The organism is Bradyrhizobium sp. TM239 (assembly GCF_036247985.1).
Taxonomy (GTDB): domain Bacteria; phylum Pseudomonadota; class Alphaproteobacteria; order Rhizobiales; family Xanthobacteraceae; genus Bradyrhizobium; species Bradyrhizobium ottawaense.
On the sequence record NZ_BTIR01000017.1, the window covers coordinates 118370 to 144694 of the forward strand.

General features: G+C 64.6%; 23 protein-coding genes. 19 read left to right on the forward strand and 4 right to left on the reverse strand.

The genetic code is table 11. The annotated features are described in order from the left end of the window. Positions 1 to 2 precede the first annotated feature (2 nt). The 6 genes from AABA84_RS26095 to AABA84_RS26120 all read left to right on the forward strand — a co-directional run bounded on the left by AABA84_RS26095 (position 3) and on the right by AABA84_RS26120 (position 8893). Entirely contained in the window at positions 3 to 1022 is a 1020-nt protein-coding gene (locus AABA84_RS26095) for a branched-chain amino acid ABC transporter permease (protein ID WP_212245621.1), read from the forward strand. A gap of 30 nt (positions 1023 to 1052) precedes the next feature. Further along, complete coding sequence (locus AABA84_RS26100; protein WP_212245623.1) at positions 1053 to 2288, forward strand: ABC transporter substrate-binding protein; 1236 nt, start codon at positions 1053 to 1055, stop codon at positions 2286 to 2288. Between the two features lie 120 nt (positions 2289 to 2408). Beyond that, entirely contained in the window at positions 2409 to 3635 is a 1227-nt protein-coding gene (locus tag AABA84_RS26105) for an ABC transporter substrate-binding protein (protein ID WP_338313608.1), read from the forward strand. A 237-nt stretch (positions 3636 to 3872) separates the two neighbouring features. Further along, the gene (locus AABA84_RS26110; RefSeq protein WP_212245625.1) at positions 3873 to 5102 is read left to right on the forward strand and encodes an ABC transporter substrate-binding protein; all 1230 of its coding nucleotides are present in this window, start codon (positions 3873 to 3875) and stop codon (positions 5100 to 5102) included. 198 nt (positions 5103 to 5300) lie between these two features. Next, positions 5301 to 6584: a glycerate kinase type-2 family protein gene (locus AABA84_RS26115; protein ID WP_212245626.1), complete on the forward strand. Its 1284-nt coding sequence runs from the start codon at positions 5301 to 5303 to the stop codon at positions 6582 to 6584. A 212-nt stretch (positions 6585 to 6796) separates the two neighbouring features. After that, a complete protein-coding gene (locus AABA84_RS26120; RefSeq protein WP_338313609.1) occupies positions 6797 to 8893 on the forward strand; it encodes a putative bifunctional diguanylate cyclase/phosphodiesterase in 2097 nt (698 codons plus the stop codon). Between the two features lie 19 nt (positions 8894 to 8912). Here AABA84_RS26120 and AABA84_RS26125 read toward each other — a convergent pair whose 3' ends face one another. After that, positions 8913 to 9446, reverse strand: a complete 534-nt coding sequence (locus tag AABA84_RS26125; protein ID WP_212245630.1) for a MarR family winged helix-turn-helix transcriptional regulator — start codon at positions 9444 to 9446, stop codon at positions 8913 to 8915. Positions 9447 to 9622: 176 nt separating this feature from the next. Between AABA84_RS26125 and AABA84_RS26130 the strand changes: the two genes are divergently transcribed. From AABA84_RS26130 to AABA84_RS26140, 3 genes are read left to right on the forward strand one after another with little or no spacing between them, the layout of a single operon-like run. After that, positions 9623 to 10663 (forward strand): branched-chain amino acid ABC transporter permease, encoded by a 1041-nt coding sequence (locus AABA84_RS26130; protein ID WP_212245631.1) that lies wholly within the window; start codon positions 9623 to 9625, stop codon positions 10661 to 10663. A 7-nt stretch (positions 10664 to 10670) separates the two neighbouring features. Continuing rightward, positions 10671 to 12440, forward strand: a complete 1770-nt coding sequence (locus AABA84_RS26135) for a branched-chain amino acid ABC transporter ATP-binding protein/permease (protein ID WP_338313610.1) — start codon at positions 10671 to 10673, stop codon at positions 12438 to 12440. After that, positions 12437 to 13168 carry an ABC transporter ATP-binding protein gene (locus AABA84_RS26140; protein WP_212245633.1) on the forward strand — a complete coding sequence of 244 codons (732 nt, stop codon included), beginning with the start codon at positions 12437 to 12439 and terminating at the stop codon, positions 13166 to 13168. The genes AABA84_RS26135 and AABA84_RS26140 overlap by 4 nt, the downstream gene beginning before the upstream one ends. A 181-nt stretch (positions 13169 to 13349) precedes the next feature. On the opposite strand, the gene AABA84_RS26145 is transcribed toward AABA84_RS26140, so the two are convergent. Next, entirely contained in the window at positions 13350 to 13976 is a 627-nt protein-coding gene (locus AABA84_RS26145; RefSeq protein WP_338313611.1) for a pyridoxamine 5'-phosphate oxidase family protein, read from the reverse strand. 118 nt (positions 13977 to 14094) lie between these two features. Here AABA84_RS26145 and AABA84_RS26150 point away from each other — a divergent pair, with 118 nt between their 5' ends. After that, positions 14095 to 14979 (forward strand): LysR family transcriptional regulator, encoded by an 885-nt coding sequence (locus tag AABA84_RS26150; RefSeq protein WP_212245640.1) that lies wholly within the window; start codon positions 14095 to 14097, stop codon positions 14977 to 14979. 141 nt (positions 14980 to 15120) lie between these two features. Here AABA84_RS26150 and AABA84_RS26155 read toward each other — a convergent pair whose 3' ends face one another. Next, a complete protein-coding gene (locus tag AABA84_RS26155; RefSeq protein ID WP_212245641.1) occupies positions 15121 to 15540 on the reverse strand; it encodes a PaaI family thioesterase in 420 nt (139 codons plus the stop codon). A 263-nt stretch (positions 15541 to 15803) separates the two neighbouring features. After that, complete coding sequence (pobA, locus tag AABA84_RS26160) at positions 15804 to 16973, reverse strand: 4-hydroxybenzoate 3-monooxygenase (protein WP_338313612.1); 1170 nt, start codon at positions 16971 to 16973, stop codon at positions 15804 to 15806. A 263-nt stretch (positions 16974 to 17236) separates the two neighbouring features. Here pobA and AABA84_RS26165 point away from each other — a divergent pair, with 263 nt between their 5' ends. From AABA84_RS26165 to AABA84_RS26205, 9 genes are all read left to right on the forward strand, one after another. Further along, positions 17237 to 18253: a TRAP transporter substrate-binding protein gene (locus tag AABA84_RS26165; protein WP_338305684.1), complete on the forward strand. Its 1017-nt coding sequence runs from the start codon at positions 17237 to 17239 to the stop codon at positions 18251 to 18253. Positions 18254 to 18474: 221 nt separating this feature from the next. Further along, positions 18475 to 18984, forward strand: coding sequence for a TRAP transporter small permease (locus tag AABA84_RS26170; protein ID WP_212245647.1), 510 nt, complete (start codon positions 18475 to 18477; stop codon positions 18982 to 18984). A gap of 2 nt (positions 18985 to 18986) precedes the next feature. Then, complete coding sequence (locus tag AABA84_RS26175) at positions 18987 to 20306, forward strand: TRAP transporter large permease (RefSeq protein ID WP_212245655.1); 1320 nt, start codon at positions 18987 to 18989, stop codon at positions 20304 to 20306. 12 nt (positions 20307 to 20318) lie between these two features. Beyond that, on the forward strand, positions 20319 to 20780 hold the full coding sequence (locus AABA84_RS26180) for a DUF3237 domain-containing protein (RefSeq protein WP_338313613.1): 462 nt from the start codon (positions 20319 to 20321) through the stop codon (positions 20778 to 20780). A gap of 239 nt (positions 20781 to 21019) precedes the next feature. Next, entirely contained in the window at positions 21020 to 21829 is an 810-nt protein-coding gene (locus AABA84_RS26185) for a crotonase/enoyl-CoA hydratase family protein (RefSeq protein ID WP_028142148.1), read from the forward strand. Continuing rightward, complete coding sequence (locus AABA84_RS26190) at positions 21826 to 23709, forward strand: feruloyl-CoA synthase (protein ID WP_338313614.1); 1884 nt, start codon at positions 21826 to 21828, stop codon at positions 23707 to 23709. Before AABA84_RS26185 ends, AABA84_RS26190 begins: the two co-directional genes overlap by 4 nt. Before the next feature lie 27 nt (positions 23710 to 23736). Then, positions 23737 to 24498 (forward strand): SDR family NAD(P)-dependent oxidoreductase, encoded by a 762-nt coding sequence (locus AABA84_RS26195; RefSeq protein ID WP_212245672.1) that lies wholly within the window; start codon positions 23737 to 23739, stop codon positions 24496 to 24498. A 12-nt stretch (positions 24499 to 24510) separates the two neighbouring features. Next, the gene (locus tag AABA84_RS26200; RefSeq protein ID WP_212245691.1) at positions 24511 to 24930 is read left to right on the forward strand and encodes an acyl-CoA thioesterase; all 420 of its coding nucleotides are present in this window, start codon (positions 24511 to 24513) and stop codon (positions 24928 to 24930) included. 90 nt (positions 24931 to 25020) lie between these two features. Then, positions 25021 to 26172: an ABC transporter substrate-binding protein gene (locus AABA84_RS26205; protein ID WP_212245693.1), complete on the forward strand. Its 1152-nt coding sequence runs from the start codon at positions 25021 to 25023 to the stop codon at positions 26170 to 26172. Positions 26173 to 26325 lie beyond the last annotated feature (153 nt).

Below are 26325 nucleotides of genomic sequence, written 5' to 3' on the forward strand. Positions count from 1 at the left end.
TCATGAGCGCTGCAGAAGAAGTCGTTGCAGAAGGCCACCAGGCGGTCGAGGCCGTTCCGAAGCGGGCCATGACGCTGGGTACCGGCACCTCGCTGGTGGTGCTCGCGGCGCTGCTCATCATGCCCCTCTTCGTCAAGAACTTCATCATCTTCCAGATGACGATGCTCCTGATCTACGGGCTCGCGGTGCTGGCGCTGAACATCCTGACCGGCGGCTCGGGCCAGTTCTCGCTCGGCCAGAGCGCTTTCTACGCCGTCGGCGCCTATACGACCGCGGTGCTGATGGAGCACTTCAACATCAACTACGCGCTGACCCTGCCGGTCGCCGGCGTGGTCTGCTTCGGCTTCGGCTTCCTGTTCGGGCAGCCGGCGCTGCGACTCTCCGGCGTCTATCTCGCGCTCGCGACCTTCGCCCTCGCGACCGCGATGCCCCAATTGCTCAAGTTGAACTTCCTCGAGCACTGGACCGGCGGCGTGCAGGGCCTCGTCGTCACCAAGCCGGACGCACCGTTCGGGCTGCCGATGTCGCAGGACATGTGGCTGTACTACTTCACGCTCGTGGTCGTGATCGCGATCTACATCTTCGCGGTGAACCTGCTGCGGTCCCGCTCGGGCCGCGCCTTCATGGCGATCCGCGACAACGAGATCGCGGCCTCCTCAATGGGTGTCAACGTCGCGCTGTACAAGACGCTGGCTTTCGGCGTCTCCGCCGGCATCACCGGCGTTGCGGGCTCGCTCGGCGCCATCGCCGTGCAGTTCGTGGCGCCCGACAGCTACACCATCACGCTGGCGATCTCGCTGTTCCTCGGCATGGTCGTCGGCGGCGTCGGCTGGCTGCCCGGCTCGTTCGTCGGTGCGGCCTTCATCATCTTCGTACCGAACATGGCGGAGAGCATTTCCAAGGGCCTCTCCGGCGCCGTGTTCGGCGTGCTGCTGTTCCTCGTCATCTACCTCGTGCCGCACGGCGCAAGGCAGATCGCGATCCTGGGCCAGCAATTCGTCGGCAAGCTCAAAAAGAACTGAAGTCCCGTTAAATTAAGCAAGGAGACCGAATTGCATTTTGGAAGAACACTGCGAGCCGCCGCGCTGGTCACGGCAACGGCGGCCATCACTCTCACCTCCGGCGCAGCACTCGCCCAAAAGAAATACGACACCGGCGCGAGTGACACCGAGATCAAGGTCGGCAACATCATGCCGTACAGCGGTCCGGCATCGGCCTACGGCATCATCGGCAAGACCGAGGAAGCCTACTTCAAGATGATCAACGACAAGGGCGGCATCAACGGCCGCAAGATCAACTTCGTCACCTATGACGACGGCTATTCGCCGCCGAAGGCCGTCGAGCAGGTCCGCAAGCTGGTCGAGAGCGACGAGGTGCTGGCCGTGTTCAATCCGCTCGGCACGCCCTCGAACAGCGCGATCCAGAAGTACCTCAACGCCAAGAAGATCCCGCAGCTGTTCGTCGCCACCGGCGCCACCAAGTGGAACGATCCGAAGAACTTTCCCTGGACCATCGGCTGGCAGCCTTCCTACCAGAGCGAAGCCCAGATCTACGCGAAATGGCTGATGAAGGAGAAGCCCGACGCCAAGGTCGCGATCCTCTATCAGAACGACGATTTCGGCAAAGACTACCTCAAGGGCACCAAGGACGGTCTCGGCGCCAAGGGCGCGTCCATGATCATCATGGAAGAGAGCTATGAGGTGTCCGAGCCGTCGATCGACGGCCATATCGTCAAGATCAAGGCCGCCAATCCCGACGTGCTGCTGATCTATGCGACGCCCAAGTTCGCCGCCCAGACCATCAAGAAGACGGCAGAGCTCAGCTGGAAGCCGCTCCAGATCCTCACCAACGTCTCGATCTCGGTCGGCAGCGTGATGAAGCCTGCCGGCTTCGAGAATGCACAGGGCGTGCTGTCGGCCGCTTATGCCAAGGACTCCACCGATCCGCAGTGGGCCAACGACCCCGGCATGAAGAGGTGGAACGAGTTCGTCGACAAGTACATGCCGGGCGCCGACAAGTCCGACACCAGCATGGTCTATGGCTACGGCGCGGCCTCCACGCTGGCCAAGGTCCTGGAGATGTGCGGTGACGATCTCACCCGCGCCAATCTCATGAAGCAGGCGGCTTCGCTGAAGGATTTTGCGCCGGATACGCTCCTGCCCGGCGTCAAGATCAACACCAGCGCCACCGACTTCGCTCCGATTGCGCAGCTGCAGATGCAGCGCTTCAAGGGTGAGAAGTGGGAACTGTTCGGCGAGATCATCAGCGGCGACGTCGCCTCCGAGTGACGTGCTGACGCAATAGTCCGGCCCTCAAGAGCCCCCGCGAACGATCGCGGGGGCTTTTTGTTGACGGCAGGCGCCAATCTTGTTCAATGCGGCGCCGATCCAACTCGGGGTAGGAGAACAATGTCCGCCGTTCGTTTTCAGGTTGCGGCCCTCTGGACCGCGCTCGCTTTGTGCACTGCGATGAGCAGCCAGGCACTGGCACAGAAGACATACGACACCGGCGCATCCGATACCGAGATCAGAATAGGCAACATCATGCCCTATAGCGGCCCGGCCTCGGCCTACGCCGCGATCGGCAAGGCCGAGGAAGCCTACTTCCGCAAGGTCAATGCCGAGGGCGGCATCAACGGGCGCAAGATCAAGTTCATCTCCTATGACGACGCCTATTCGCCGCCGAAGACGGTGGAGCAGGCGCGCAAGCTGGTCGAGAGCGACGGGGTGCTGCTGATCTTCGGCTCGCTCGGCACCTCCACCAACGGCGCCATCCGCAAATACATGAACGAGAAGAAGGTGCCGCAATTGTTCGTGGCGAGCGGCGCCTCGAAGTGGAACGATCCCCGGCAATATCCCTGGACCATGGGCTGGCAGCCGAGCTACGCGAGCGAAGCGCGCATCTACGCCAAGTACATCATGAAGGAGAGGCCGGACGGAAAGATCGGCGTGCTCTACCAGAACGACGATTTCGGCAAGGACTATCTGAAGGGGCTGAAGGATGGCCTCGGGCCCAAGGCCTCGATGATCGTGCTGGAAGACAGCTACGACACGTCGGAGCCGGCGATCGACGAGCGCGTCGTGAAGCTGAAGGCCTCGGGCGCCGACGTGTTCATCAGCATCACCACGCCGAAATTCGCCGCGCAGGCGATTAAGAAGGCGGCGGAGATCAACTGGCATCCGGTCCACATCGTCTCCAACGTCTCGGCCTCCGTCGGCGGCGTGATCGAGCCGGCGGGCCTGGAGATCTCGCAAGGCCTGCTGTCGGCGAGCTACACCAAGGACGGCTCCGATCCGCAGTGGAATGCCGACGACGGCATGAAGAAATTCTATAACTTCCTCGCGCAATATGATCCCAAGGCCAACAAGCTCGATGCCGGCGTCGTGTTCGGCTATGCCGCCGCGCAGACCATGGTGAAGGTGCTGCAGATGTGCGGCGACGACCTCACCCGCGAGAACGTGATGAAGCAGGCAGCCTCCTTGAAGGATTTCGAGCCCGACACGCTGCTGCCCGGCATCAGGATCAACACCGCGCCGGACAATTTCGCCCCGATCGAGCAGCTGCAGATGATGCGCTTCAAGGGCCGGAAATGGGAGCCGTTCGGCGACATCATCTCGAGCGAGATGGGCCACTGAAGCGACGCAACCCAAAATCGCTCCCGGATTGGTTAAACAACTCAAGACAGCCGGACCTTCTCGCAGTCGCACACGAGAGCCGGCCGCCCCTGACTACTAAAGACGCAGCCCCTGCGACGCCATCGCGGGGGCTTTCTGTTGAAGGCATCGGCCAAATCGTATTGAATTGCGGCAGCGTCGCCAAGAAAACCGAGACAAGAAAAGGGGCGCACACACCAAGAAAATAGGGAGATAGGAATGCCCGCTGTCACCGGCAAACTTGCGGCCGCGTCACTGGCGCTTGCGCTCGTTGCGGCCTCGGCCTCCACCGCATTGGCCCAGAAGAAATACGATACCGGCGCGACCGATACCGAGATCAAGATCGGCAACATCATGCCCTACAGCGGACCGGCCTCCGCCTACGGCATCATCGGGCGGACCGAAGCCGCCTATTTCAAGAAGATCAACGAAGAGGGCGGCATCAACGGCCGCAAGATCAATTTCGTCTCCTACGACGACGCCTATTCGCCGCCGAAGACGGTTGAGCAGGCACGCAAGCTGGTCGAGAGCGACGAGGTTCTGCTGATCTTCAATTCACTCGGCACGCCGCCGAACTCGGCCATTCAGAAATACATGAACTCGAAGAAGGTGCCGCAGCTGTTCGTCGCGACCGGCGCCACCAAATGGAACGATCCGCAGAACTTCCCCTGGACCATGGGCTGGCAGCCCAATTACCAGAGCGAGACGCAGATCTACGCGAAATACATCCTGAAGGAGATGCCGAATGCCAAGATCGGCGTGCTCTACCAGAACGACGATTACGGCAAGGACTACCTGAAAGGCCTGAAAGACGGGCTCGGCGCCAAGGCCGCGAGCATGATCGTGCTGGAGGAAAGCTACGAGACCTCCGAACCGACGATCGACAACCACATCGTGAAGCTGAAGGCGACCGGCGCCGACGTCTTCATCAACATCACCACGCCGAAGTTCGCGGCGCAGGCGATCAAGAAGATCTCCGAAATCGGCTGGAAGCCGACCCACTTCCTCAACAATGTCTCGGCCTCGGTCGGCAGCGTGATCAAGCCCGCCGGCTTCGAGAATTCGCAGGACATCATTTCGGCTGCCTACCTGAAGGACGTGTCGGATCCTCAGTGGAAGGACGACCCCGGCATGAAGGGTTTCCTGGAGTTCATGACGAAATACTTCCCTGAAGGTGACAAGCTCGACGGCGGCACCATCGTCGGTTACGGCGTGGCGCAGACGCTGGTGGAAGCGCTGAAGAAGTGCGGCGACAATCTCACGCGCGAGAACGTCATGAAGCAGGCGGCGAGCCTGAAGGACTTCCGCACCGAGGTGCTGCTGCCCGGCATCAAGATCAACACCGGCGCGAACGACTTCGCACCGATCAGCTCGCTTCAGCTCATGAAGTTCAAGGGCGAGAAGTGGGATCTGTTCGGCGACGTCATCAGCGCTGACGCCGGCGGCTAGCCTCCAGCCGGATCGCAATGTTCAAAAGGGCCCTCCGCGAGATCATCGCGGAGGGCTTTTTGCTACGCGGCGATTATGATCACGCGATTGCATATTCGAATGATGACACAGCCGGCTTACGCTTTGGCCGCCGATGCGCTAGGCAGGTGAACGGCGGCGTGTGTCGCCAGTTTGTTCCGTCTGCCGAAGGCCATCGTCATGACCGACCGACGTCCCCTGCTCCGCGCGCTCTACGACGCCGCTGTTGCCGCCGCCCATCCCAATGTGGTGCTGGCGCCGCATTTGGGGCCCGCGCCAAGAGGACGCGTGATCTGCCTCGCCGCCGGCAAGGGCGCGGGCGCCATGGCCGCGGCGGCCGAGCGGCATTATCTCGACACGCTCAAGCTGGCGCCGGAGCGGCTCGTCGGCATCGCCACCACGCGTCACGGCTACGGCGTGCCGACGCGCCGCATCCGCGTGGTCGAGGCCGGCCATCCCGTGCCGGATGAGGCTGGCCTCAAGGGCGCGGCCGACACGCTCGCGCTCGCAGGCGAGGCCGGGCCGGACGATCTGCTGCTGGTGCTGCTCACCGGCGGCGGCTCGGCGAACTGGATCGCGCCCAGCGACGGCACCAGCTTCGCGCAGAAGCAGGCGGTCAACAAGGCGCTGCTGCGCTCGGGCGCGCCGATCGGCGAGATGAATGTCGTCAGGAAGCATCTGTCGCGGATCAAGGGCGGCCGGCTGGCGCGCGCCGGCAAGAATGCCGCCGGGATCGTGACGCTCGCGATCTCGGACGTGCCGCATGACGACGCTTCCGCGATCGCCTCCGGCCCGACCGTGCCTGATCCGACCACGCTGGCCGATGCGCGCGCCATCGTCGCGAAATACAGGCTCGACATCGACGATGCCGTGCGCCGCGCGCTCGACGATCCCGCCAATGAAAGCTGCAAACCCGGCGATGCCGCCTTCGCGCGCGCGCATTTCGAATTGATCGCGCGGCCCAAGCAGTCGCTCGACGCCGCGGTGAAGCTCGCGCGCGAGTCCGGTTACGAGACCATCGACCTCGGCGCCGACCTCGAGGGCGAGGCGCGCGAGGTGGCCGCCGCTCACGCCAGGCTGGCTCTGCAAGCGCGCGCGCAAGGCAAGCGCCTTGCGATCCTCTCCGGCGGCGAGCTCACGGTGACCGTGCGCGGCAATGGGCGCGGCGGGCCGAACCAGGAATACGCGCTGGCGCTGGCGTCGTTATTGAAGGACACGCCCGACATCTCGGCGCTGGCCGGCGACACCGACGGCGCCGATGGCGGCGCCGGCAACCCCACCGACCCCGCCGGGGCACTGATCGACGCGGCGACGTTCGCAAAGATGAAGGCGCAGGGACTTCAGCCGCAAGCGTACCTGGACAACAACGACGCCACTGCGTTCTTCGAGGCGACCGGCGACCTGCTGCTGCCCGGCCCGACACTGACCAACGTGAATGACATCAGGGTGATCCTCGTCGACTGACGCCGGACATCGATGGCCGTAGGCTGGGCGGGCGTTCTCGCGCCCGCATAGTTAACGGTGTCTTGAGCCCGGCGCCGCTATTTCCGTGATCGCCGCCCCGCCCTTAACCTCGCATTCGCCGCAGTTTCAGGAATGTGGCTCGGAGCCCGGCAAATCGTTGGGTTCATGCATCACCGCCTGCTCTAATCCGCGTTGGTCCGGGGACAACACGCATGGCGGATAGAGATCAGGAGGTCGCAGGCACTGACCCGCTCGCGCTCGGCGAGCTGCTGACCTGCGCCGCCAATAATCTGTGGCTCGGGATCATCCTCTTCGGCAGCGACCGCAAGGTCATCTTCTGCAATCCGCGCTACAGGGAGATGTACGCGCTCGCGCCCGAGCAGGTGGGCCCGGGCACACCGATCAAGGACCTGATCGAGCATCGGCTCAAACTGGGCCTGAACATCCGCGGCGAAGCCGGCGCCTATGTCCGCGCCCGCACGGAAGGCGCGGTCGCCAGCGAGCAGAACGTCCAGCAATTCGCCGACGGAAGGATCATCGCCTACACCATCCATCCCCTGCCCGGCGGCGGCGGCATGGCGACCCATGAGGACATTACCGAGCGCGAGGAGCTCAGTGCGCAGCTGAAGGAGCGCAATCTCCAGTTCGACATCGCGATCAATAACATGTCGCACGGGCTCTGCTTCTTCGACGCCGACCATCGGCTGCTGGTCTGCAATTCGCACTATGTCGACATGTACGGCCTGCCGCCCGACCGCGTTCGTCCGGGCACGCCGCTCCAGGAGATCCTGGACCTGCGCTTCGAGGTCGAGAGCGTGCCGGCGATGACGCGGGAGGAATACGCCACATGGCGGACGAGCGTCGCAACCTCGGCCGAAGCCACCGACAGCATCGTCGAGATGCGCAACGGGCGCACCTTCAAGATCAGGCATCGGCCGATGCCCGACCTCGGCTGGGTCGCGACCCACGAAGACATCACCGAGCAACGCAAGGCGGAATTGCAGATCGCGCACATGGCGCATCACGACGCGCTGACGGACCTCGCCAATCGCGTCCTGTTCGGCCAGCGCCTCAAGCAGGTGCTCGAACAGGGCGGGATGTTCGCGGTCCACCACATCGACCTCGACAAGTTCAAGGCGGTCAACGACACGCTGGGCCATCAGGCCGGCGACACCCTGCTGCAGGACGTCGCCCGCCGCCTCAGCCAGCTGGTGCGAGGCAGCGACACCGTCGCGCGCATGGGCGGCGATGAATTCGTGATCCTCCAGACGCCGATTTCCGACCGGAACGAGGCGGACCTGCTGGCGCGTGATGTCGTGAGCAAGCTGAGCGCACCGTTCGGGCTCGACGGACACCAGGCGGTTGCGAGCGCGAGCATCGGGATCGCCATTGCGCCGGGCGACGGGTCGACGCCCGAGCAACTCCTGCACAATGCCGACCTCGCCTTGTATCGCGCCAAGAGCGACGGCCGCGGCGTGCACCGCTTCTTCGAACCGGCCATGGACGCAGAGGCGCAGGGCCGCCGTGCGCTGGAGCAGGATTTGCGCGAGGGCCTTGCGGCAGGCGAGTTCGAGCTGCACTACCAGCCGATCGTCAAGACCTGCGGCCGCGTGATCTGCGGGTTCGAAGCCCTGATCCGCTGGCGACATCCACGGCGCGGACTGGTCGCGCCGAGCAGCTTCATCCCGCTTGCCGAAGAGATCGGCCTGATCGTGCCGATCGGAGAATGGGTGATCCGGCAGGCCTGCGCCACCGCGAGCCGGTGGCCGGGTCATCTGCACGTCGCCGTCAACATCTCGGCGGTGCAGTTCCGTCAGCCGGGCCTGACCGATGTGATCGTGGGCGCGCTGGCGGCTTCCGGGCTCGACCCGCGGCGGCTCGAGATCGAGATCACGGAAAGCGTTCTGCTGCAGGACCGGAACGCGACGCTGGCGACGCTGCACCAGCTCCGCGCGCTCGGCATCAGGATCGCCATGGACGATTTCGGAACCGGCTATTCGTCACTGACCTATCTGCAGTGCTTCCCCTTCGACAAGATCAAGATCGACCGGTCGTTCGTCAGCGGCGTCGGAAACGATGCGGGGTCTCTCAGCATCGTGCGGGCGGTGGCGGCGCTGGCGCGCGGGATGGGCATGACGACCACGGCCGAGGGCGTCGAAACCGACGAACAGCGGGAACGGATCGCGGCGGAGGGCTGCACGGAAATGCAGGGCTATCTGTTCAGCCGCCCCCTGCCCGCTGCAGAGATCGAACGCCGTTTCCTAGGCGCGGACGCGCCGGCCCTGCCCGACCGGTTCGCCGCGGCGTAACCGGCGCCTGCCTGATTCCCTAGAACTCGTTCGCGACCTTCGCGAGCATCGCGATGAGGGCTTCGCGGTTGGCCTGCCCGAGCAGCTCGTTCAGCCGGGCCTCGTGCTTGGTGGCGACGAGCTTCTTGGCGCGGGCCAGCACCGCCTTGCCCTTGTCGGTCAGCACCAGGATGTGCGAGCGGCGGTCGTTGGTGGAGCGGATCCGCGCGCATAGGTCGCGGCTCTCGAGATTGTCGAGCATGGCCACGAAGTTCGGCCTGAGGATGCCGAGGGTGGAGGCGATCTCGGTCTGGTTACGGCCCGGGTTCTTCTCGACCAACAGCAGCACGGAAAACTGCGCCGGCGTGAGCTGGAGCGAGGCCATGCAGCGCAGGAAGTTCTCGAACACCTTGAGCTGCGCCCGCTTCAGCACGTAACCGAGCTGCTCCGAGAGCTCGCCGAGCTGGAGCGCTTCGCCAGCCCCCTGACTCTGCACCTCGGCCGCGTCCTTGCGGCCCTTGGCCGTGTCGGCAGGCTTTTCGGAGGACTTTTCAGCGGCTTTGGAAACGGTCATCGCCTCGTGCTCGTATTCCCGCTAAATTCGGGAGGGATCGTTCCCGCCCTTGAAGTTATATTTGATAATTGTTATGGACCATATCAAATATCGCATGCGTTTTTCAATGGCTGTGAGCGGACCGTCCACCACAATCGCGGGGACCGGTCCGTAATCTTTAGGGGGAGCGTCCGGTCTTGAATACCACCATCATGCTGTTCCTGGTGCAGGACGGCATCACCAATGGCGCGATCTATGCGCTGCTCGGCCTGGCGCTCGTGCTGGTGTTCGCCGTCACCCGCGTCATCCTCATTCCCCAGGGCGAATTCGTCACCTACGGCGCGCTGACCTATGCCTCGCTGGCCGCGGGCCAGATGCCGGGCACGGCCAAGCTCGCGCTGGCGCTGGGCATCGGCGCCTTCGCCTTCGACCTGTTCGTCGCACGCAAGGCGCTGCACGGCCGCCTGATCGTGCGCAGCGTCCTCACCAATATCGTGCTGCCGGCCATCGTGCTGGCGCTGACGGTGTACTTCGCCGGCCAGAAGCCGCCGGTCGCGGTCTCAATCGCGCTGTCGCTGGTGATCGTGGCGATGATCGGCCTCTATCTCTACCGCGTCGCATTCCAGCCGCTGGCCCACACCTCCGTGCTGGTGTTGCTGATCGCATCCGTGGGCGTCCACCTGGCGCTGCAGGGACTGGGCCTGCTGTTCTTCGGCGCCGAAGGCCAGCGCGGACCTGCCGTGCTGTCCGGTTCCTTCACCGCCGGCGCACTGCGCTTCACCGGCCAGAGCCTCACCGTCTACGGCATCACCATCGCCTTCATCGTTGGGCTCTGGCTGTTCTTCGGCCTGACACTTTACGGCAAGGCGCTGCGCGCAACCGCCGTGAACCGGTTAGGGGCGCGGCTCGCCGGCATCCGCACCACGCTGTCGGGGCAGATCGCCTTTCTGCTGGCATCCGTCATCGGCGCGTTGTCGGGCATCATGATCGTGCCGATCACGACGCTCTACTATGACAGCGGCTTCCTGATCGGCCTGAAGGGCTTCGTCGCCGCGATCATCGGCGGCCTCGTCAGCTATCCCCTCACCGCCGTCGCGGCGCTGGTCGTCGGCCTCGTCGAGGCGTTCTCGTCCTTCTATGCCTCCAACTACAAGGAGGTGATCGTTTTCATGCTGCTGATCCCCGTGCTGCTGCTGCGCTCGCTCGCCGCGCCCGCCGTCGAAGAAGAGAAGGACTGAGGCTGAAATGCAGAGCCGCCTTCCCATCATCGTCTTCGCAGCCGTCATGGCCGCGATCCCGTTTGTCCCCGGCATGCCGCCGTTCTGGATCGTGCTGCTCGACAATATCGGCCTCGCGGCCCTCGTCGCGATGGGCCTCGTGCTGCTGACCGGCGTCGGCGGCCTGACCTCGTTCGGACAGGCAGCCTTCGTCGGCTTCGGCGCCTACACCACCGCGGTGCTGTCGACGGCCTACGGCCTGTCGCCCTGGCTGACGCTGCCGCTGTCGCTATTGGTCAGCGGATCGCTGGCGGTGCTGCTCGGGCTGATCACCGTCCGCCTCTCCGGCCATTATCTGCCGCTCGGCACGCTCGCCTGGGGGCTCGGACTGTTCTATCTCTTCAGCAAGCTGGAGTTTCTCGGTCGTAACGACGGCATCTCGGCGATCCCGCCGCTGTCGATCGGCACGTTCAAGATGCTCTCGCCCGGCTCGATCTATTACGCGATCTGGGTCGCCGTGATCCTCTCGGCGCTCCTGACGATGAACCTCTTGGATTCCCGCACCGGCCGCGCCATCCGTGCGCTGCGCCGCGGCCATGTCGCAGCCGAGGCGTTCGGCGTGCACACGCCGCGTGCCAAATTGCTGGTGTTCATCCATGCCGCGGTGCTCGCCGGCCTCTCGGGTTGGCTCTACGCGCATCTCCAGCGCGCGGTGAACCCGACGCCGTTCGGCGCACAAGCCGGCATCGAATATCTCTTCATCGCGGTGGTCGGCGGCGCCGGCTATGTCTGGGGCGGGGTCCTGGGCGCGGCGATCGTCGTGGTCCTGAAAGAGGTGCTGCAGAGCTATTTGCCGCTGATCCTGCCCGGCTCCGGACAGGTCGAGACCATCGTGTTCGGCATCATGCTGGTGGCGCTGTTGCAACTTGCGCCCGGCGGCCTCTGGCCCTGGCTGATGTCGTTCCTGCCGGAGCGGACCAGCGGCAAGAAGCCGGACACCTCGCTGAAGCTGGAGCAACGTCCGCGCGCGCCCGGCGAGTCCAACATCCTGCTCCAGGTCGACAAGGCGCGAAAGCAGTTCGGCGGCGTGGTCGCCGTCAACAACGTCTCCTTCGACGTCCAGGCACGCGAGATCGTCGCGCTGATCGGCCCGAACGGCGCCGGCAAGAGCACGACCTTCAACCTGATCACCGGCGTGCTGTCGGCCACGTCAGGCTCGGTCTCGGTGCTCGGCAAGAAGGTCGACAAGGCGCCGCCGCAGGAGATCGTCAAGCTCGGCATCAGCAGGACCTTCCAGCACGTGAAGCTGGTCCCTGACATGACCGTGCTGGAGAACGTCGCGATCGGCGCGCATCTGCGCGGCCATTCCGGGCCGATCGCCTCGATGCTGCGGCTCGACCGCGCCGACGAGGCCAAACTGCTCGCGGAGGCCGCCCGCCAGATCGAGCGTGTCGGCCTTGCCGACCAGATGCATCAGCTTGCAGGCAGCCTCTCGCTTGGCCAGCAGCGCATCGTCGAGATCGCCCGCGCGCTCTGCGTCGATCCGATGCTGCTGCTGCTCGACGAACCGGCCGCCGGCCTGCGCCACATGGAAAAGCAGCAGCTCGCCAAGCTGCTGCGGGACTTGCGCGACGGCGGCATGAGCGTCCTCCTGGTCGAGCACGACATGGGCTTCGTGATGAACCTCGCCGACCGCATCGTGGTGCTCGATTTCGGCACCAAGATCGCCGAAGGCACCCCCGCCACGATCAAGACCAATCCCGAAGTGATCAAGGCCTATCTCGGAGTGGCGGCATGAGCGCGCTGTTGTCGGTCACCGACGCCCATGTCGCCTATGGCAAGGTCGAGGCGGTGCGCTCGGTCTCGCTCGAGGTCGGCGCGAATGAGATCGTCACCATCGTCGGCGCCAACGGCGCCGGCAAGACCACGCTGCTCTCCGCCATCATGGGCATCCTGCCGCTGAAAGGCCGGGTCACTTTTGCCGGCCAGGATCTCGCCCGGCTCGACATCGAGGACCGCGTCGCGATGGGGCTCGGCCTCGTCCCGGAGCACCGCGAATTGTTCGTGACCATGAATGTCGAGGACAATCTCGAGCTCGGCGCCTTCCGCATCGAGCGGAGCAAGGCGAAGGCCTCGATGGAGCGGGTCTACACGCTGTTTCCGCGGCTGAAGGAACGGCGCAAGCAGTTCGCCGGCACGCTCTCCGGCGGCGAGCAGCAGATGCTCGCGATGGGCCGTGCGTTGATGGGCGAGCCGAAACTGCTGATGCTGGACGAGCCGAGCCTCGGCCTTGCCCCGATCATCGTCGCCGACATCTTCCGCATCGTCACTGAGCTCCGCGCCAGCGGCGTCTCCGTGCTGCTGGTCGAGCAGAACGCGCAGGCCGCGCTGAAGATCGCGGACCAGGCCTATGTGATGGAGCTCGGCGAGTTCGTGCTCTCCGGCAAGGCGAGCGACATCGCGGCGAACGAGCGCGTCGCGGCGAGCTATCTCGGCTTCCAGCATGAAGGCACGAGTGCGATTTAGGTCCGAGACCTTCCCGCGAATTCATCCGTCATCGTCCGCCTTGTGCGCGCTTGCGCACTGGTGCCGACGATCCAGTATTCCAGAGGCGGCTGTGCTCGAACCGAGATGCCTCGGCGTACTGGATGCCCCGCCTTCGCGGGGCATGACACCAGTGGGTACGGGGAGAGGCGAAGAGGGCCGCTCACCCCGCCGCCTTCTCCCGCTTCAATGCCGCCACCTCCGCCTCCAGTTCCGCAATCCGCGCATCCCTCGCCGCCAGCGCCGCCGCCACATCGCCCGCATCGAACTTCTGCGGAATATGCTGCGGGCAGTTGGTGTCCCAGGCTGCGATCTTGAACAGGATCACCTGCTCCGGCCGCGCGCGGTAGCCCTTCGGCATCAGCGACGTGGTCAGCGCTTCGTCGTCCTCGACGGCGCGCGCCTCGCCCCAGATCTTCACCCGGCGGCGATGGGCGTAGTCCATCACGAAGATATAGGCCTTGGGATTCTCCGAGAGGTTGCCCTGGGTGATGAACTGCTGGTTGCCGGCATAGTCGGCAAAGGCGAGCGTCTGCTTGTCGAGGATCTTGAGGAAGCCCTTCGGGCCGCCGCGGTGCTGGATGTAAGGCTGGCCGTCCGCCGATGCGGTGGCGAAGTAAAAGCTGTTGGCCTCCGTCAGGAACGCCTCGAGGTTTTCATCGACCTCGGTGCGCCAGCCGCGCTGCTCGACGCGGCCATAGGCCTCGCGCGAGCCCTTGCGCGCCTGGATTTCCTTCACCGCGGGGGTGAAAGCCACGTCGCTGGCATAGGTGTGGGCTGCTGTCGTCATCGGAACGTCTCCTAATTCCGGCGCATCGCTGCGTCTTCGCCCGCTAAAATGGACCTTTCGCCGGTCAAAACAATCTACCCGCTTGACACTTCATCGTTGCAATATATGCAATAATGAGATGGACCGCCTCGAAGCCATGCACGTCTTCGTCACCGTTGCCGATCTGCGCGGCTTTGCGCCGGCGGCGCGCAAGCTGCACCTGTCGCCCTCGGCGGTAACGCGGCTGATCGCGGCGCTCGAGGAGCATCTCGGCGCCCGGCTGCTGCAGCGGACCACCCGGCAGGTGAGATTGACCGACGTCGGCACGCGCTATCTGGAGCGCGCGCGGCGCATCCTCGCCGATGTCGAGGAGGCCGACGGCTCGGCGCGGGAGGAACGCCACCGGCCGAGCGGACGGTTGGTGGTATCGGCGCCGGTCGGCTTCGGCCGGCTGCATGTCGGGCCGGTCATGACCGACTATCTCAAGCGCTATCCCGAGGTCGGCGGGGAATTGCGCTTGTCCGACCATCTCGTCAATCTCGTGGAGGACGCCGTCGATGTCGCGGTGCGGATCGGTCATCTCGCCGATTCCTCGCTGGTGGCGCGCCAGGTCGGCGAGATGCGGCGGATCGTGGTGGCGACGCCGGGCTATCTGAAACGCCACGGCGAGCCGAGGACGCCGGAGGCGTTGCTCGAACACCAGACCATTCAGTTCGGGCCCTTCGCCAGCTGGCACTTCGTCCAGGACGGCCGCGACATCGAGGTCACGCCATCGCCCCGCTTCATCAGCAACAGCGCCGACGCCGCCCTGCAATACGCCGAGGCCGGCGGCGGGGTGACGCGCGTGCTGGCCTATCAAGCCGCCGAGGGGCTGAAGCGCGGACGGCTGAAAATCGTGCTAGCGACATACGAGCAGCCAGCGCTGCCGATCCACATCGTCTACCCGACCTCGCGGCTGCTCTCGGCCAAGGTGCGCGCGTTCGTCGATCTCGTGGCGGAGACGGCGGAGTGGAGGTTTGGGTAGGCGTGCCCCGGACGCATCGCAGCACGCAGTGATGCGATGCTGAGCCGGGGCCCAGAAGGCGGCAGGGTGCCATGTCGAGACATGGGTCCCGGCTCTGCGCAGCAGCGTTGCACGCTGCAGCGCGTCCGGGACACGGAGAGATCACCCCTTCTTCGGCACCACGCGGAACGTGCCGCTCGCCCTTGCGATCACGGCGTCGTCGGCCTTGATCAGGCACTGCGCGAAACAGATCGTCTTGCCGGTCTTGATCACGTCGCTCTCGATCGAACACCACTGGCCGATCTCGGCGGAGCCGACGAAATCGACCGAGAGCGAGACCGTCACGAACGACGTGGTCCAGTTCGTCACCAGCGCGCAGCTATAGCCCATGGCGTTGTCGGCGAGCGCCGTGATGAGGCCGCCGTGGATCAGGCCGCGGCCGTTGGTATGGGGTCTTGCCAGCCGCAGGCCGATGATGACGGCTTTGTCGGTGTTCTTCGAGTAAAGCGGCTCCCAGGGCTCGGTGAGAGGGCTCTTGCGGAACAGCGGCTCGAAGCCGGCGGGGATGTCGGTGGAGGTCATGGCGGTCTCGCGTGTGTGTGGCTGCCGCCATTGAACGCGATGTGGATGACGGTTTCACCGCCTACAAAGTTTTAAACGGCATTTGCGCGGGTGTTTGAAATGGGCGGTGTCGTTATCGCAAGCAAAGGCCGTAGGGTGGGTTAGCCGAAGGCGTAATCCACCACCGTCTGTATCCGCGGAAGCAGAAGAGGTGGGTTACGCCAAGCGATTGCGCTTCGCGCAATCGCAGGGCTAACCCACCCTACGGCACCAACTTCACCGCCCTAGAACGGCAACCCCACGTAATTCTCCGACAGCGACGTCATCGCCGCCTGCGACTGCGTGACGTAGTCGAGCTCGGCGAGCTGGATGCGGGCGCCGATGCTGCCGGTGTCGGGGAATTTGTGCAGCATCGAGGTCATCCACCAGGAGAAGCGCACAGCCTTCCAGACCCGCGCCAGCGCCGTGGCGGAATAGGCGTCGATCCCGGCGCTTGATTTCTCGTCGTAGAATTCGCGTAAGCCGCTCGACAGATAATGGGCATCGCTGGCAGCAAGGTTCAGGCCCTTGGCGCCGGTCGGCGGCACGATGTGGGCGGCGTCGCCGCACAGGAACAGCTTGCCGAAGCGCATCGGCTCGGCGACGAAGCTGCGCAGGGGCGCAATGCTCTTCTCGATCGACGGGCCCGTGACGAGGCTGTCGGCCGCCTCCTGGTCGAGCCGGCGCTTCAATTCGTCCCAGAAGCGGTCGTCCGGCCATTGGTCGACATGGTCGTCGAGCGAACACTGCACATAGTAGCGGCTGCGCCTGGTCGAGCGCATGGTGCAAAGCGCAAAGCCGCGGGCGTGGTTGGAGTAGATCAGCTCATCGCTGACCGGCGGCGTATCCGACAAAATGCCGAGCCAGCCGAACGGATAGACCCGCTCGAACTCCTCGATCGCCCCGGCCGGGACGCTGGCGCGGCTGACGCCGTGGAAGCCGTCGCAGCCGGCGATGAAATCGCAGTCGATCTCGTGGGTGACGCCGTCCTTGACCCAGGTCACGCGCGGGTGACTGCCGTCGAAATCATGCGGCTGCACGTCCCTGGCCTCGTAGACCGAGACGAGACCGGCCGCTTTACGCGCGTTCATCAGGTCGAGCGTGACCTCGGTCTGGCCGTAGATCATGACCGTCTTGCCGGTCGCCGCCTTCATGTCGATGCGGTGACGGCGGCCGGAAAAGGCGAGCTCGATGCCTTCATGCACCAGGCCTTCGGCATGTGCCCGCGCACCGGCGCCGATCTGGTCGAGCAGCGCGACGGTTCCCTCCTCCAGCAGACCGGCGCGGATGCGGCCGAGCACGTAATCCGGGCTCTGCCGCTCCAGAATGACATTGTCGATGCCGTAGGCGTGCAGCAGTTGCCCAAGCAACAATCCGGCCGGTCCGGCCCCGATGATTGCGACTTTTGTCCGCAATACTTGCTCCTTCCGATCCGGTAGGCTTTCCTCGCGGCTCGCTTGTCGCATTGCTCCGCGCACGATAATTATATCATATAACGGTTGGGCAAAAGGGGAGGGCCGTCGCCGGGCAGCGACAAATCCATGCAGCATGGCTGACGCAGACGGCGCGGCGAAGTGCGCGCCAGTTCCGGCTTGAACGCGTCCGCCATTTAGATAACATGTTAATTAACGAGACCGGGCCAACGAAGCCCGCCGTCGACAACAGGGAGAGACGTGTGATGAGGAAAGCCTGTCTGGCTTTGCTGCTGGCCGCAAGCGTGACGCCCGCTTTCGCGCAGGACAAGACCTTCGATTTGAAGATCTCGCACTGGGTGCCGGCTTCGCATCCGCTGCAGAAATCGCTGGAAGACTGGGCCGCCGCGGTCGAGAAGGATTCCGGCGGCACCATCAAGGGCAAGGTGTTTCCGGCCCAGCAGCTCGGCAAGGCGTTCGACCATTACGACATGGCGCGCGACGGCATCGCCGACGTCACCTATGTCAATCCCGGCTACCAGCCCGGCCGCTTCCCGATCGTCGGCGCCGGCGAGCTGCCGTTCCTGATCTCGGACGCCAAGGGCGGCTCGATGGGGCTGGACGCCTGGTATCGCAAATATGCCGAGAAGGAGATGAAGGACGTCAAATACTGTCTCGCCTTCGTCCACTCGCCCTCCTCCTTCCATTCCAAGAGCAAGAAGATCGTGCTGCCTGAGGACGTCAAGGGCTTGAAGATCCGCCCGGCGCACGCCACCATGGCGAACTTCGTGACATCGCTCGGCGGCACCAACGTGCAGTCCTCGGCGCCCGAGGTGCGCGACATCATCGAGCGCGGCGTCGCCGACGGTGTCACCTTCCCCTGGGGCTCCCTCGTGCTGTTTGGCATCGACAAGGTGACCAAATACGACATGGAGGCGCCGCTCTACACCACGACCTTCGTGTTCGTGATCAACAAGGACAAGTACAACGCGATGTCCGACAAGCAGAAGGCCGCGATCGACAAGAACTGCTCGGTCGAGATGGCGGGCGTGGTCGGCGAGCACTGGGGCAAGTTCGAGGATGCCGGCATCGACAAGGTGAAGGCGGAATCCGGCCACGAGGTCTACAAGCTGACACCCGAACAGACCGCCGCCTGGAAGAAGGCGTCCGAGCCGCTGGTGAAGACCTGGAGTGACGGCGCCAAGAAGGCCGGAGCCGATCCGGACGCCGCGCTGACGGAGCTGAAGGCTTCGCTGAAGAAGTACAACGCGCTGGCGGAGTAACGGCGGGCTGCGGCACACTCGCGGCACCTCTCCCGCTTGCGGGAGAGGTCGGCGCATCCGGGCGATGCGAAGCATCGTCCCGCGCGCCGGGTGAGGGCTCCCTCCTTGGGGGGTTCTCGATCGTGGAAGCACCCTCTCCCCACCCCTCCCCCGCAAGCGGGGGAGGGAGCGCAGCTCCATCGCGGGCACACCTCGAACTCGTCGGAAGGACCCTTTTCCCCATGAAGCGCTCCTGGATGGACCGCGTCATCGACACGATCGAATGGATCGCGGCCGGCTTCGTCGGCATCGTCGCGCTCGACATCTTCCTGTCGGTGCTCTTGCGCAACACGCTGAATTATTCGATCCCCGATTCGTTCGACATTGGCCGCATGCTGCTCGGCATCCTCATCTTCTGGGGCATCGCCGCGACCTCCTATCGCGGCACCCATATCACGGTGGACCTGGTCTGGGGCAATGTCGGGCCGCGCCATCAGCGCTGGATCGACGTGTTCGCGACCCTGGTGCTGCTGTTCGTCGTGACCGTGCAGACCTGGACGCTGTTCGACAAGGTGCGCGGCACCTACAACGACAATGTCCTGACCTTCGACATGCACATGCCGACCTGGCCGTTCTTCGCGATCGCCTGGGTCGGCGACGTCTGCGCCGTGCTGCTGATCGCGATCCGCACCTACCGCCTGATCTTCCATCCCGAAGACATGCACGATCCCAAATTGAAGGCGACGGAGTAATCATGAGCACCGATGCCGTCGCCGTTCTCGGCTTCGTTTCCCTGTTTGTCCTGATGCTGCTGCGCGTGCCCGTCGGCATGGCCATGGGCCTCGTCGGCGTGTCCGGTTTCGCCTATCTCGTCAACGGCACGGCCGCCCTGAAGCTGGTCGGCCAGACCTCGATGCGCACGGTGACCGATTACACCTTCGGCGTCATCCCGATGTTCCTGCTGATGGGCTCGTTCGTGTCCAACTCCGGCATGAGCCGCGAGCTGTTCCGCGCCGCCAACGGTTTCGTCGGACATTTGCGCGGCGGGCTCGGCATCGCCACCGTCGGGGCCTGCGGCGGCTTTGCCGCGATCTGCGGCTCGTCGGTCGCGACCGCCGCGACGTTCTCCGCCGTCGCCTACCCGGAGATGCGCCGCTTCGGCTATCCGCAATCGTTCGCCACCGGCGTGATCGCCGCCGGCGGCACGCTGGGCGCGATGCTGCCGCCCTCGACCGTACTCGCGGTCTACGGCATCATCACCGAGCAGGACATCGGAAAGCTCTTCATCGCCGGCATCATCCCGGGTCTGCTCGCGATGAGCATGTACATGATCACGATCTTCCTGATCGGTTATTTCCGGCCCGACTTCCTGCCCAAGGGCAAGGTGACGCCGTGGCGCGAGCGCTTTGCCGGCCTGAAGGAGATCTGGGCGCCGGTGCTGCTGTTCATCTTCGTGATCGGCGGCCTCTACGGCCTGCCCTATTTGCCGCGCTTCACGCCGACGGAGGCGGGCGGCGTCGGCGCCGCCGGCGCGTTCATCATCGGCGTGCTGACGGGCCGGCTCGACCGCGAGAAGATCCTGGCCTCGCTGCTGCAGGCGACGCGCACCGCGGCCGCCGTCTTCACCGTGCTGATCGGCGCGCTGATCTTCGGCTATTTCCTGACGGTGACGCAGACGCCGCAGAAGGTGACCGAATTCCTCACCGGCCTCGGTCTCGGCAGCTACGGCGTGCTGGCGCTGATCATGGTGATGTACCTCGTGCTCGGTTGCCTGATGGACGCCATGGCGATGATCATCCTCACCGTGCCGATCATCTTCCCCGTGATCACGCATCTCGGCTTCGACCCGATCTGGTTCGGCGTCATCATCGTCATGACCGTCGAGCTCGGCCTGATCCACCCGCCTGTGGGAATGAACGTCTTCGTCATCAAGAGCGTGGTGAAGGACGTGTCCTTCTCCACGATCTTCAAGGGCGTGATTCCGTTCGTGGTCACCGACCTGATCCGCCTCGTGATCCTGATCGCCTTCCCGCTGCTGGCGACCTGGCTGCCGACGCGGATGATGGCGAATTGACAGGGTGAAGCGATGACGACACCGACGCTCGAGACAAAATACGCTTTCACCATCACCGCGCGCATCGGCGAGGTCGTCACCGCCGGCGAGACCGGCATCGGCGTTCGCCGCATCATCCCGATCATCGGCGGCGAGGTGAAAGGCGCGATCAATGGCAAGGTGCTGCCGTTCGGGGCCGACTTCCAGACCATCCGCCCCAACGAACTGATCGACCTGGAGGCGAAGTACGCCTTCGAGACCGACGACGGCGCCATTGTCTATGTCGAGAACAAGGGCATGCGATTCGGGTCGGTCGAACTGCTGCAGAAGCTCAAGCGCGGCGAGCCAGTCGATCCCAAGCTGATCTATTTCCGCACCGTGCCGCGGTTCGAGACCGGGCACGAGAACTATCGCTGGCTGATGCAGCACATCTTCGTCGGCTCAGCCGCGCGCCATGCGGATCGCGTCGTGATCGACGTGCATCAGGTGATGTGAAGGGCGGCGGCCTCTCAACGCTCCCCGCTCGTCGTCCCGGCGAAAGCCGGGACCCATACCGCGTGATCTGTCGATTCCGGCGGTCGGGGTACCAAACGACCAATCTTCGCCAAATTCCCCTCCGGGAGTATGGGTCCCGGCTTTCGCCGGGACGAACCGAATGTGAGGATCGCCGCCCGGCTCTATATTGACTCCCGCCGAATTCGTTATACAACATAACTATTCTTATAAGGACGCAAATGACACAGGGAAACGCCGAGACCGCTGACGCGGGCGCCTCCGGGCTATTGAGGATCGAGAGGGCGGACCGGGTTCTGACCGTGGGTCTGAACCGGCCGGCCAAGCGCAATGCGCTCAACGACGGCATCATCCTGGAAATCGGCGAGTGTTTTGCGTCCCTGCCCGAGGATATCGGCGCGGTCGTCATCCACGGCATCGGCGACCATTTCTCCAGCGGCCTCGACCTGTCCGAGCTGACCGAGCATGACGCGACCGGCGGCCTGCTCCATTCCCAGATGTGGCACCGGGTGTTCGACCGCATCCAGTACAGCCGCGTCCCCGTGATCGCGGCGCTGAAGGGCGCCGTGATCGGCGGCGGGCTGGAGCTTGCGTGCTCGGCGCATATCCGCGTCGCCGAGCCCTCGACCTATTTCGCGCTGCCGGAGGGACAGCGCGGCATCTTCGTCGGCGGCGGCGGCTCGGTGCGGCTGCCGCGATTGATCGGCGTCGCCCGGATGATGGACATGATGCTGACGGGCCGCGTCTATAGCGCGACCGAAGGCGCCTCCTACGGCTTTGCGCAATATGTCACCGAGGCCGGCAACGGGCTGGGCAAGGCAATGGAGCTCGCGACCAAGGTCGCCTCCAACGCGCCGCTGACGAATTTCGCCGTGCTCCAGGCGCTGCCGATGATCGCGGAGGCCAATCCTCAAACGGGTCTCTTGATGGAATCGCTGATGGCGACCGTCGCCCAGAGCGACAAGGAGGCAAAGCGCCGGATCCGTGAGTTCCTCGAACACAAGACCGCAAAGGTAAAGCCCAAGTCATGAGCGCGCAGCCGTCCTCTTCCAGCATGGAGCGCGGCGCGAGCACTTTCCCGCTGCGGCCCATCTCGTTCGGCGACCCCGTCGTCGACATCGAACGCCGCGACGACGGCACGATCTACCTGCGGCCGAAGCAGCCGCTCGGCGATTATCCGGTTCGCCTCACCGACCGCCTGCATCACTGGGCCAACACCACGCCGGACCGCGTCTTCATGGCAGAGCGCGAAGGCGGCCGCGGCTGGCGCAAGATCACTTACGCCGAGCTGCTGGTCGCGAGCCGTCACATCGCATCCAGCCTGATCGCGCGCGGCCTGTCGGCGGAGCGGCCGGTCGTCATCCTCTCCGGCAACTCGATCGACCACGCCCTGCTCGCCTTCGGCGCGTTCTATGCCGGCATTCCGTTCTGCCCGGTGTCGCCGGCCTATTCGCTGGTGTCGAAGGATTACGGCAAGCTGTCCTATCTGATGAAGCTGCTGACGCCCGGCCTGGTCTTCGCCGAGGATGCCGACAAGTTCGCCGATGCGCTCGCCGCCAACGTCTCGCTCGGCACCGAGATCGCGGCGTCCTACGGCCACGTGCCGGGCCGCGACGTCACCCTGCTCGCCGACCTCATGGCGACGCCGATCCGCAGCGATCTCGACGAGGTCCACGGTAGGATCGGCCCCGACACGATCGCAAAATTCCTGCTGACCTCGGGCTCGACCGGCAATCCCAAGGCCGTCATCAACACCCAGCGCATGATCTGCGCCAACCAGGTGATGCTGCGCGAGACGCTCGCCTTCCTCAAGGACGAGCCGCCCGTCATCATCGACTGGCTGCCCTGGAATCACACTTTTGGCGGCAACCACAATATCGGGCTGACGCTCTACAATGGCGGCTCGATGTATCTGGACGCCGGCAAGCCGATGCCCGGCGGCATCGAGGAGACCGTGCGCAATCTCCAGGAGATTTCGCCGACAGTCTATTTCAACGTGCCGAAGGGCTATGAATCGCTGCTGCCCTATTTGCGCGATGATCAGGGCCTGCGCGCAAAGTTCTTCGACCGCCTGCACGCGATGTTCTTCTCGGGCGCCGCGCTGTCGCCCTTCATCTGGGACAGCCTCGACGAGCTCGCGGTGAAGGAAAAAGGCTATCGGGTGCCGATGCTGACCGGCCTGGGGGCGACCGAGACCGCGCCGTTCTTCATGTCGGTCAATCCGCGCACCAGCCGCTCCGGCCATGTCGGATTGCCGGTATCAGGCAATGACGCCAAGCTGGTGCCGAACAACGGCAAGCTGGAAGTGCGCGCCAAGGGGCCGAATGTCATGCCCGGCTACTGGCGTCAGCCCGACATCAGCGCGAAATCCTTCGACGAGGAAGGATTTTACAAGATGGGTGATGCGCTCAAGCCCGCCGACCCCGATGATCTCAACGCAGGCTTCGATTTCGACGGCCGTGTCGGTGAGGACTTCAAGCTCGCCAGCGGCACCTGGGTCAGCGTCGGCCCGCTGCGCGCGCGCCTCACAGCGGCCTGCGCACCGCTGGTGCGTGACGTCGTCATCGCCGGCATCAACCGTGACGAGGTCTCCGCGCTGGTCGTGCTCGACCTCGACGGCTGCCGGCTGATCAACCCGACACTGCCGACCGACGATCTCGTCGTCGCGACGCGCGACCGGCTGGTGCGCGAGGCTTTTCGCGAACGCCTGACCCGTTTCCTCAGCCAAGCCACCGGATCCTCGACCCGGATCACGCGCGCGATCCTGATGGACGCGCCGCTCTCGATCGACAAGGGCGAGGTCACCGACAAGGGCTCGATCAACCAGCGCGCGGTGCTCGAGCATCGCACCGAATTGATCGAGGAGCTCTACGCTGCCAATCCGTCGGACCGTGTGATATCGGTCGGCTAACCCGGACATAAGCTACAGGAGAACGCCATGTTGTTGAAAGATCAGGCAGTCATCGTCACCGGCGGCGCATCGGGACTGGGCGCGGCCACTGCGCGAAAACTGGCGGCACAGGGCGCCAAGGTCGCGGTCTGCGATCTCAATGCCAAGCTGGCGGAAACCGTCGCCGCCGAGATCAAGGGTGTGGCAATCACCTGCGACGTCTCCGATGCCGCCTCCGCCGAAGCCGCGGTCGCGCAGGCTGCGAAGGCCCACGGCCCGGCCCGCGTGCTGGTCAATTGCGCCGGCATCGGCGTTGCCAAGCGCGTGGTCGGCCGCGATGGCCCGATGGCTCTTGCCGATTTCGACAAGGTGATCAAGGTCAATCTGATCGGCACCTTCAACATGCTGCGTCTTGCCGCCACCGAGATGTCCAAGCTGGAGCCGCAGGCGACCGGCGAGCGTGGCGTCATCATCAACACGGCGTCCGTTGCCGCCTATGACGGCCAGATCGGGCAATCCGCCTATTCGGCTTCCAAGGGCGGCATCGTCGGCATGACGCTGCCGATCGCGCGCGAACTGGCACAATTCGGCGTTCGCGTGCTGACCATCGCGCCCGGCCTGTTCCTGACCCCGCTGCTCGCGAACCTGCCGCAGGAAGCCCAGGACTCGCTGGCCGCCGCAATCCCCTTCCCCCGCCGGCTCGGCCACGCCGACGAGTTCGCCGCGCTCGCGCTGCACATGGTCGAGAATTCCTACCTGAACGGCGAGGTGGTGCGCCTCGACGGCTCGCTGCGCATGGCGCCGAAATAGGGCGCGCGACACATGTTCGTGAACCGGCGCGACGTACAGATCCAGTGGGGTGATTGCGACCCCGCCAACATCGTCTACTACCCGCGCTATTTCGCGATGTTCGACGATTCGACCTCGACCCTGTTCGAGGTCGCCGGGTTCTCCAAGCAGGACCTGGTCCGCAAATACGGCCTGGTGGGCATCCCCATGGTCGACACGCGGTCCAAGTTCTACATCCCCTCGACCTACGGCGACTGGATCACCATCGAAACGAAGATCGAGAGCATCAAGCGATCGAGCTTCGAGGTGAAGCACAACGTCTACAAGGGTGAGGCGCTGGCGATCGAGGGTTTTGAGACCCGCGTCCTGGTCGGTCGCGATCCCGTTAACCCCGACAAGCTGAAATCGGCACCGTTCCCGGCGGAAATGGTAGCCAAATTCACGGGGAGTTAAGTCCGGAGCTAAATCGCCGCATCACCAAAAGAGGGGGCTGAATTACCCCCCGATTTCTGCTTTCAAAGAAAACACGTAAGGGAGGAAACAATGAAACGCTTTTACCTGACCGCCGCCATCACCGCGGCGGCGCTTGCCCTGCCGGCGCTGCCCGCATTGGCCCAGACCAGCGAAATCACCATCGGCATCACCACCACCACCACCGGCCCCGGCGCCGCGCTCGGCATTCCCGAGCGCAACGCACTGGAATTCGTGCCGAAGGAGATCGGCGGCGTGCCGCTGAAGGTGATCGTGCTCGACGACGGCGGCGATCCCACCACCGCGACCACCAACGCCCGCCGCTTCGTGACCGAATCCAAGGCCGACATCATCATGGGCTCGGCGCTGACGCCGCCGACGATCGCGGTCTCCAACGTCGCCAACGAAGCCGGCATTCCCCATTTCGGCCTGGCACCGTTTCCGATCACGCCCGAGCGCATGAAGTGGTCGGTGGCGATGCCCCAGCCGATCCCGATCGTGGGCAAGGTGCTGTACGAGCACATGAAGGCGAAGGGCGTGAAGACGCTCGGCTATATCGGCTATTCCGACTCCTATGGCGACCTCTGGTTCAACGATTTGAAGGCCCAGGCGGTGCCGATGGGCATGACCATCGCCGACGAGGAGCGCTTCGCCCGTCCCGATACCTCGGTGACCGGACAGGTTCTGAAGCTGGTTGCCGCCAATCCCGACGCGATCCTGGTCGGCGCGTCCGGCACCGCGGCCGCGCTGCCGCAGACCGAGCTGCGCGAGCGCGGCTATCAGGGCCTGATCTACCAGACCCATGGCGCCGCCAGCATGGATTTCATCCGCATCGCCGGCAAGGCAGCGGAGGGCGTGCTGATGGCCTCCGGTCCCGTCATGGATCCCGAGGACCAGCCGGACAGCGCGCTGACCAAGAAGCCGGGCCTGGCGCTCAACTCGGCCTATGAAGCCAAATACGGCCCGAACAGCCGCAGCCAGTTCGCCGGCCATTCCTACGACGCGTTCGAGATCCTCAAGCGCATCATTCCCGCGGCACTGAAAACCGCAAAACCCGGCACGCCGGAATTCCGCGAAGCGATCCGCCAGGCGCTGCTGTCGGAGAAGGAGCTGGCGGCGAGCCAGGGCGTCTACAACTTCACCGAAAAGGACCGCTACGGCCTCGACGACCGCTCGCGCATCCTGCTGACGGTGAAGAACGGCAAGTACATGCTGGTGAAGTAAGCGCGGCGACAGTCTTGAGACGACGAGAGCCGGCCCAATGGGCCGGCTCTTTTGTTTTGGCTTTGAGATTAGCGAGCGCAAACTCGAATCGAGTTTGGCCAGCTACGGCGCTCTCTCCGTTCCCTCCCCCCTTGCGGGGGAGGGGCAGGGAGA

Bases quoted from the DNA above. Each gene is read 5' to 3' on its own strand.
- AABA84_RS26110 (WP_212245625.1), top strand. From the start codon at position 3,873: ATGCCCGCTGTCACCGGCAAACTTGCGGCCGCGTCACTGGCGCTTGCG.
- AABA84_RS26170 (WP_212245647.1), top strand. From the start codon at position 18,475: ATGAAGCGCTCCTGGATGGACCGCGTCATCGACACGATCGAATGGATC.
- AABA84_RS26115 (WP_212245626.1), top strand. From the start codon at position 5,301: ATGACCGACCGACGTCCCCTGCTCCGCGCGCTCTACGACGCCGCTGTT.
- AABA84_RS26195 (WP_212245672.1), top strand. From the start codon at position 23,737: ATGTTGTTGAAAGATCAGGCAGTCATCGTCACCGGCGGCGCATCGGGA.
- AABA84_RS26205 (WP_212245693.1), top strand. From the start codon at position 25,021: ATGAAACGCTTTTACCTGACCGCCGCCATCACCGCGGCGGCGCTTGCC.
- AABA84_RS26150 (WP_212245640.1), top strand. From the start codon at position 14,095: ATGGACCGCCTCGAAGCCATGCACGTCTTCGTCACCGTTGCCGATCTG.
- AABA84_RS26120 (WP_338313609.1), top strand. From the start codon at position 6,797: ATGGCGGATAGAGATCAGGAGGTCGCAGGCACTGACCCGCTCGCGCTC.
- AABA84_RS26105 (WP_338313608.1), top strand. From the start codon at position 2,409: ATGTCCGCCGTTCGTTTTCAGGTTGCGGCCCTCTGGACCGCGCTCGCT.
- AABA84_RS26185 (WP_028142148.1), top strand. From the start codon at position 21,020: ATGACACAGGGAAACGCCGAGACCGCTGACGCGGGCGCCTCCGGGCTA.
- AABA84_RS26180 (WP_338313613.1), top strand. From the start codon at position 20,319: ATGACGACACCGACGCTCGAGACAAAATACGCTTTCACCATCACCGCG.
- AABA84_RS26200 (WP_212245691.1), top strand. From the start codon at position 24,511: ATGTTCGTGAACCGGCGCGACGTACAGATCCAGTGGGGTGATTGCGAC.
- AABA84_RS26175 (WP_212245655.1), top strand. From the start codon at position 18,987: ATGAGCACCGATGCCGTCGCCGTTCTCGGCTTCGTTTCCCTGTTTGTC.
- AABA84_RS26165 (WP_338305684.1), top strand. From the start codon at position 17,237: ATGAGGAAAGCCTGTCTGGCTTTGCTGCTGGCCGCAAGCGTGACGCCC.
- AABA84_RS26190 (WP_338313614.1), top strand. From the start codon at position 21,826: ATGAGCGCGCAGCCGTCCTCTTCCAGCATGGAGCGCGGCGCGAGCACT.
- AABA84_RS26125 (WP_212245630.1), bottom strand. From the start codon at position 9,446: ATGACCGTTTCCAAAGCCGCTGAAAAGTCCTCCGAAAAGCCTGCCGAC.
- AABA84_RS26095 (WP_212245621.1), top strand. From the start codon at position 3: ATGAGCGCTGCAGAAGAAGTCGTTGCAGAAGGCCACCAGGCGGTCGAG.
- AABA84_RS26155 (WP_212245641.1), bottom strand. From the start codon at position 15,540: ATGACCTCCACCGACATCCCCGCCGGCTTCGAGCCGCTGTTCCGCAAG.
- AABA84_RS26140 (WP_212245633.1), top strand. From the start codon at position 12,437: ATGAGCGCGCTGTTGTCGGTCACCGACGCCCATGTCGCCTATGGCAAG.
- AABA84_RS26135 (WP_338313610.1), top strand. From the start codon at position 10,671: ATGCAGAGCCGCCTTCCCATCATCGTCTTCGCAGCCGTCATGGCCGCG.
- AABA84_RS26145 (WP_338313611.1), bottom strand. From the start codon at position 13,976: ATGACGACAGCAGCCCACACCTATGCCAGCGACGTGGCTTTCACCCCC.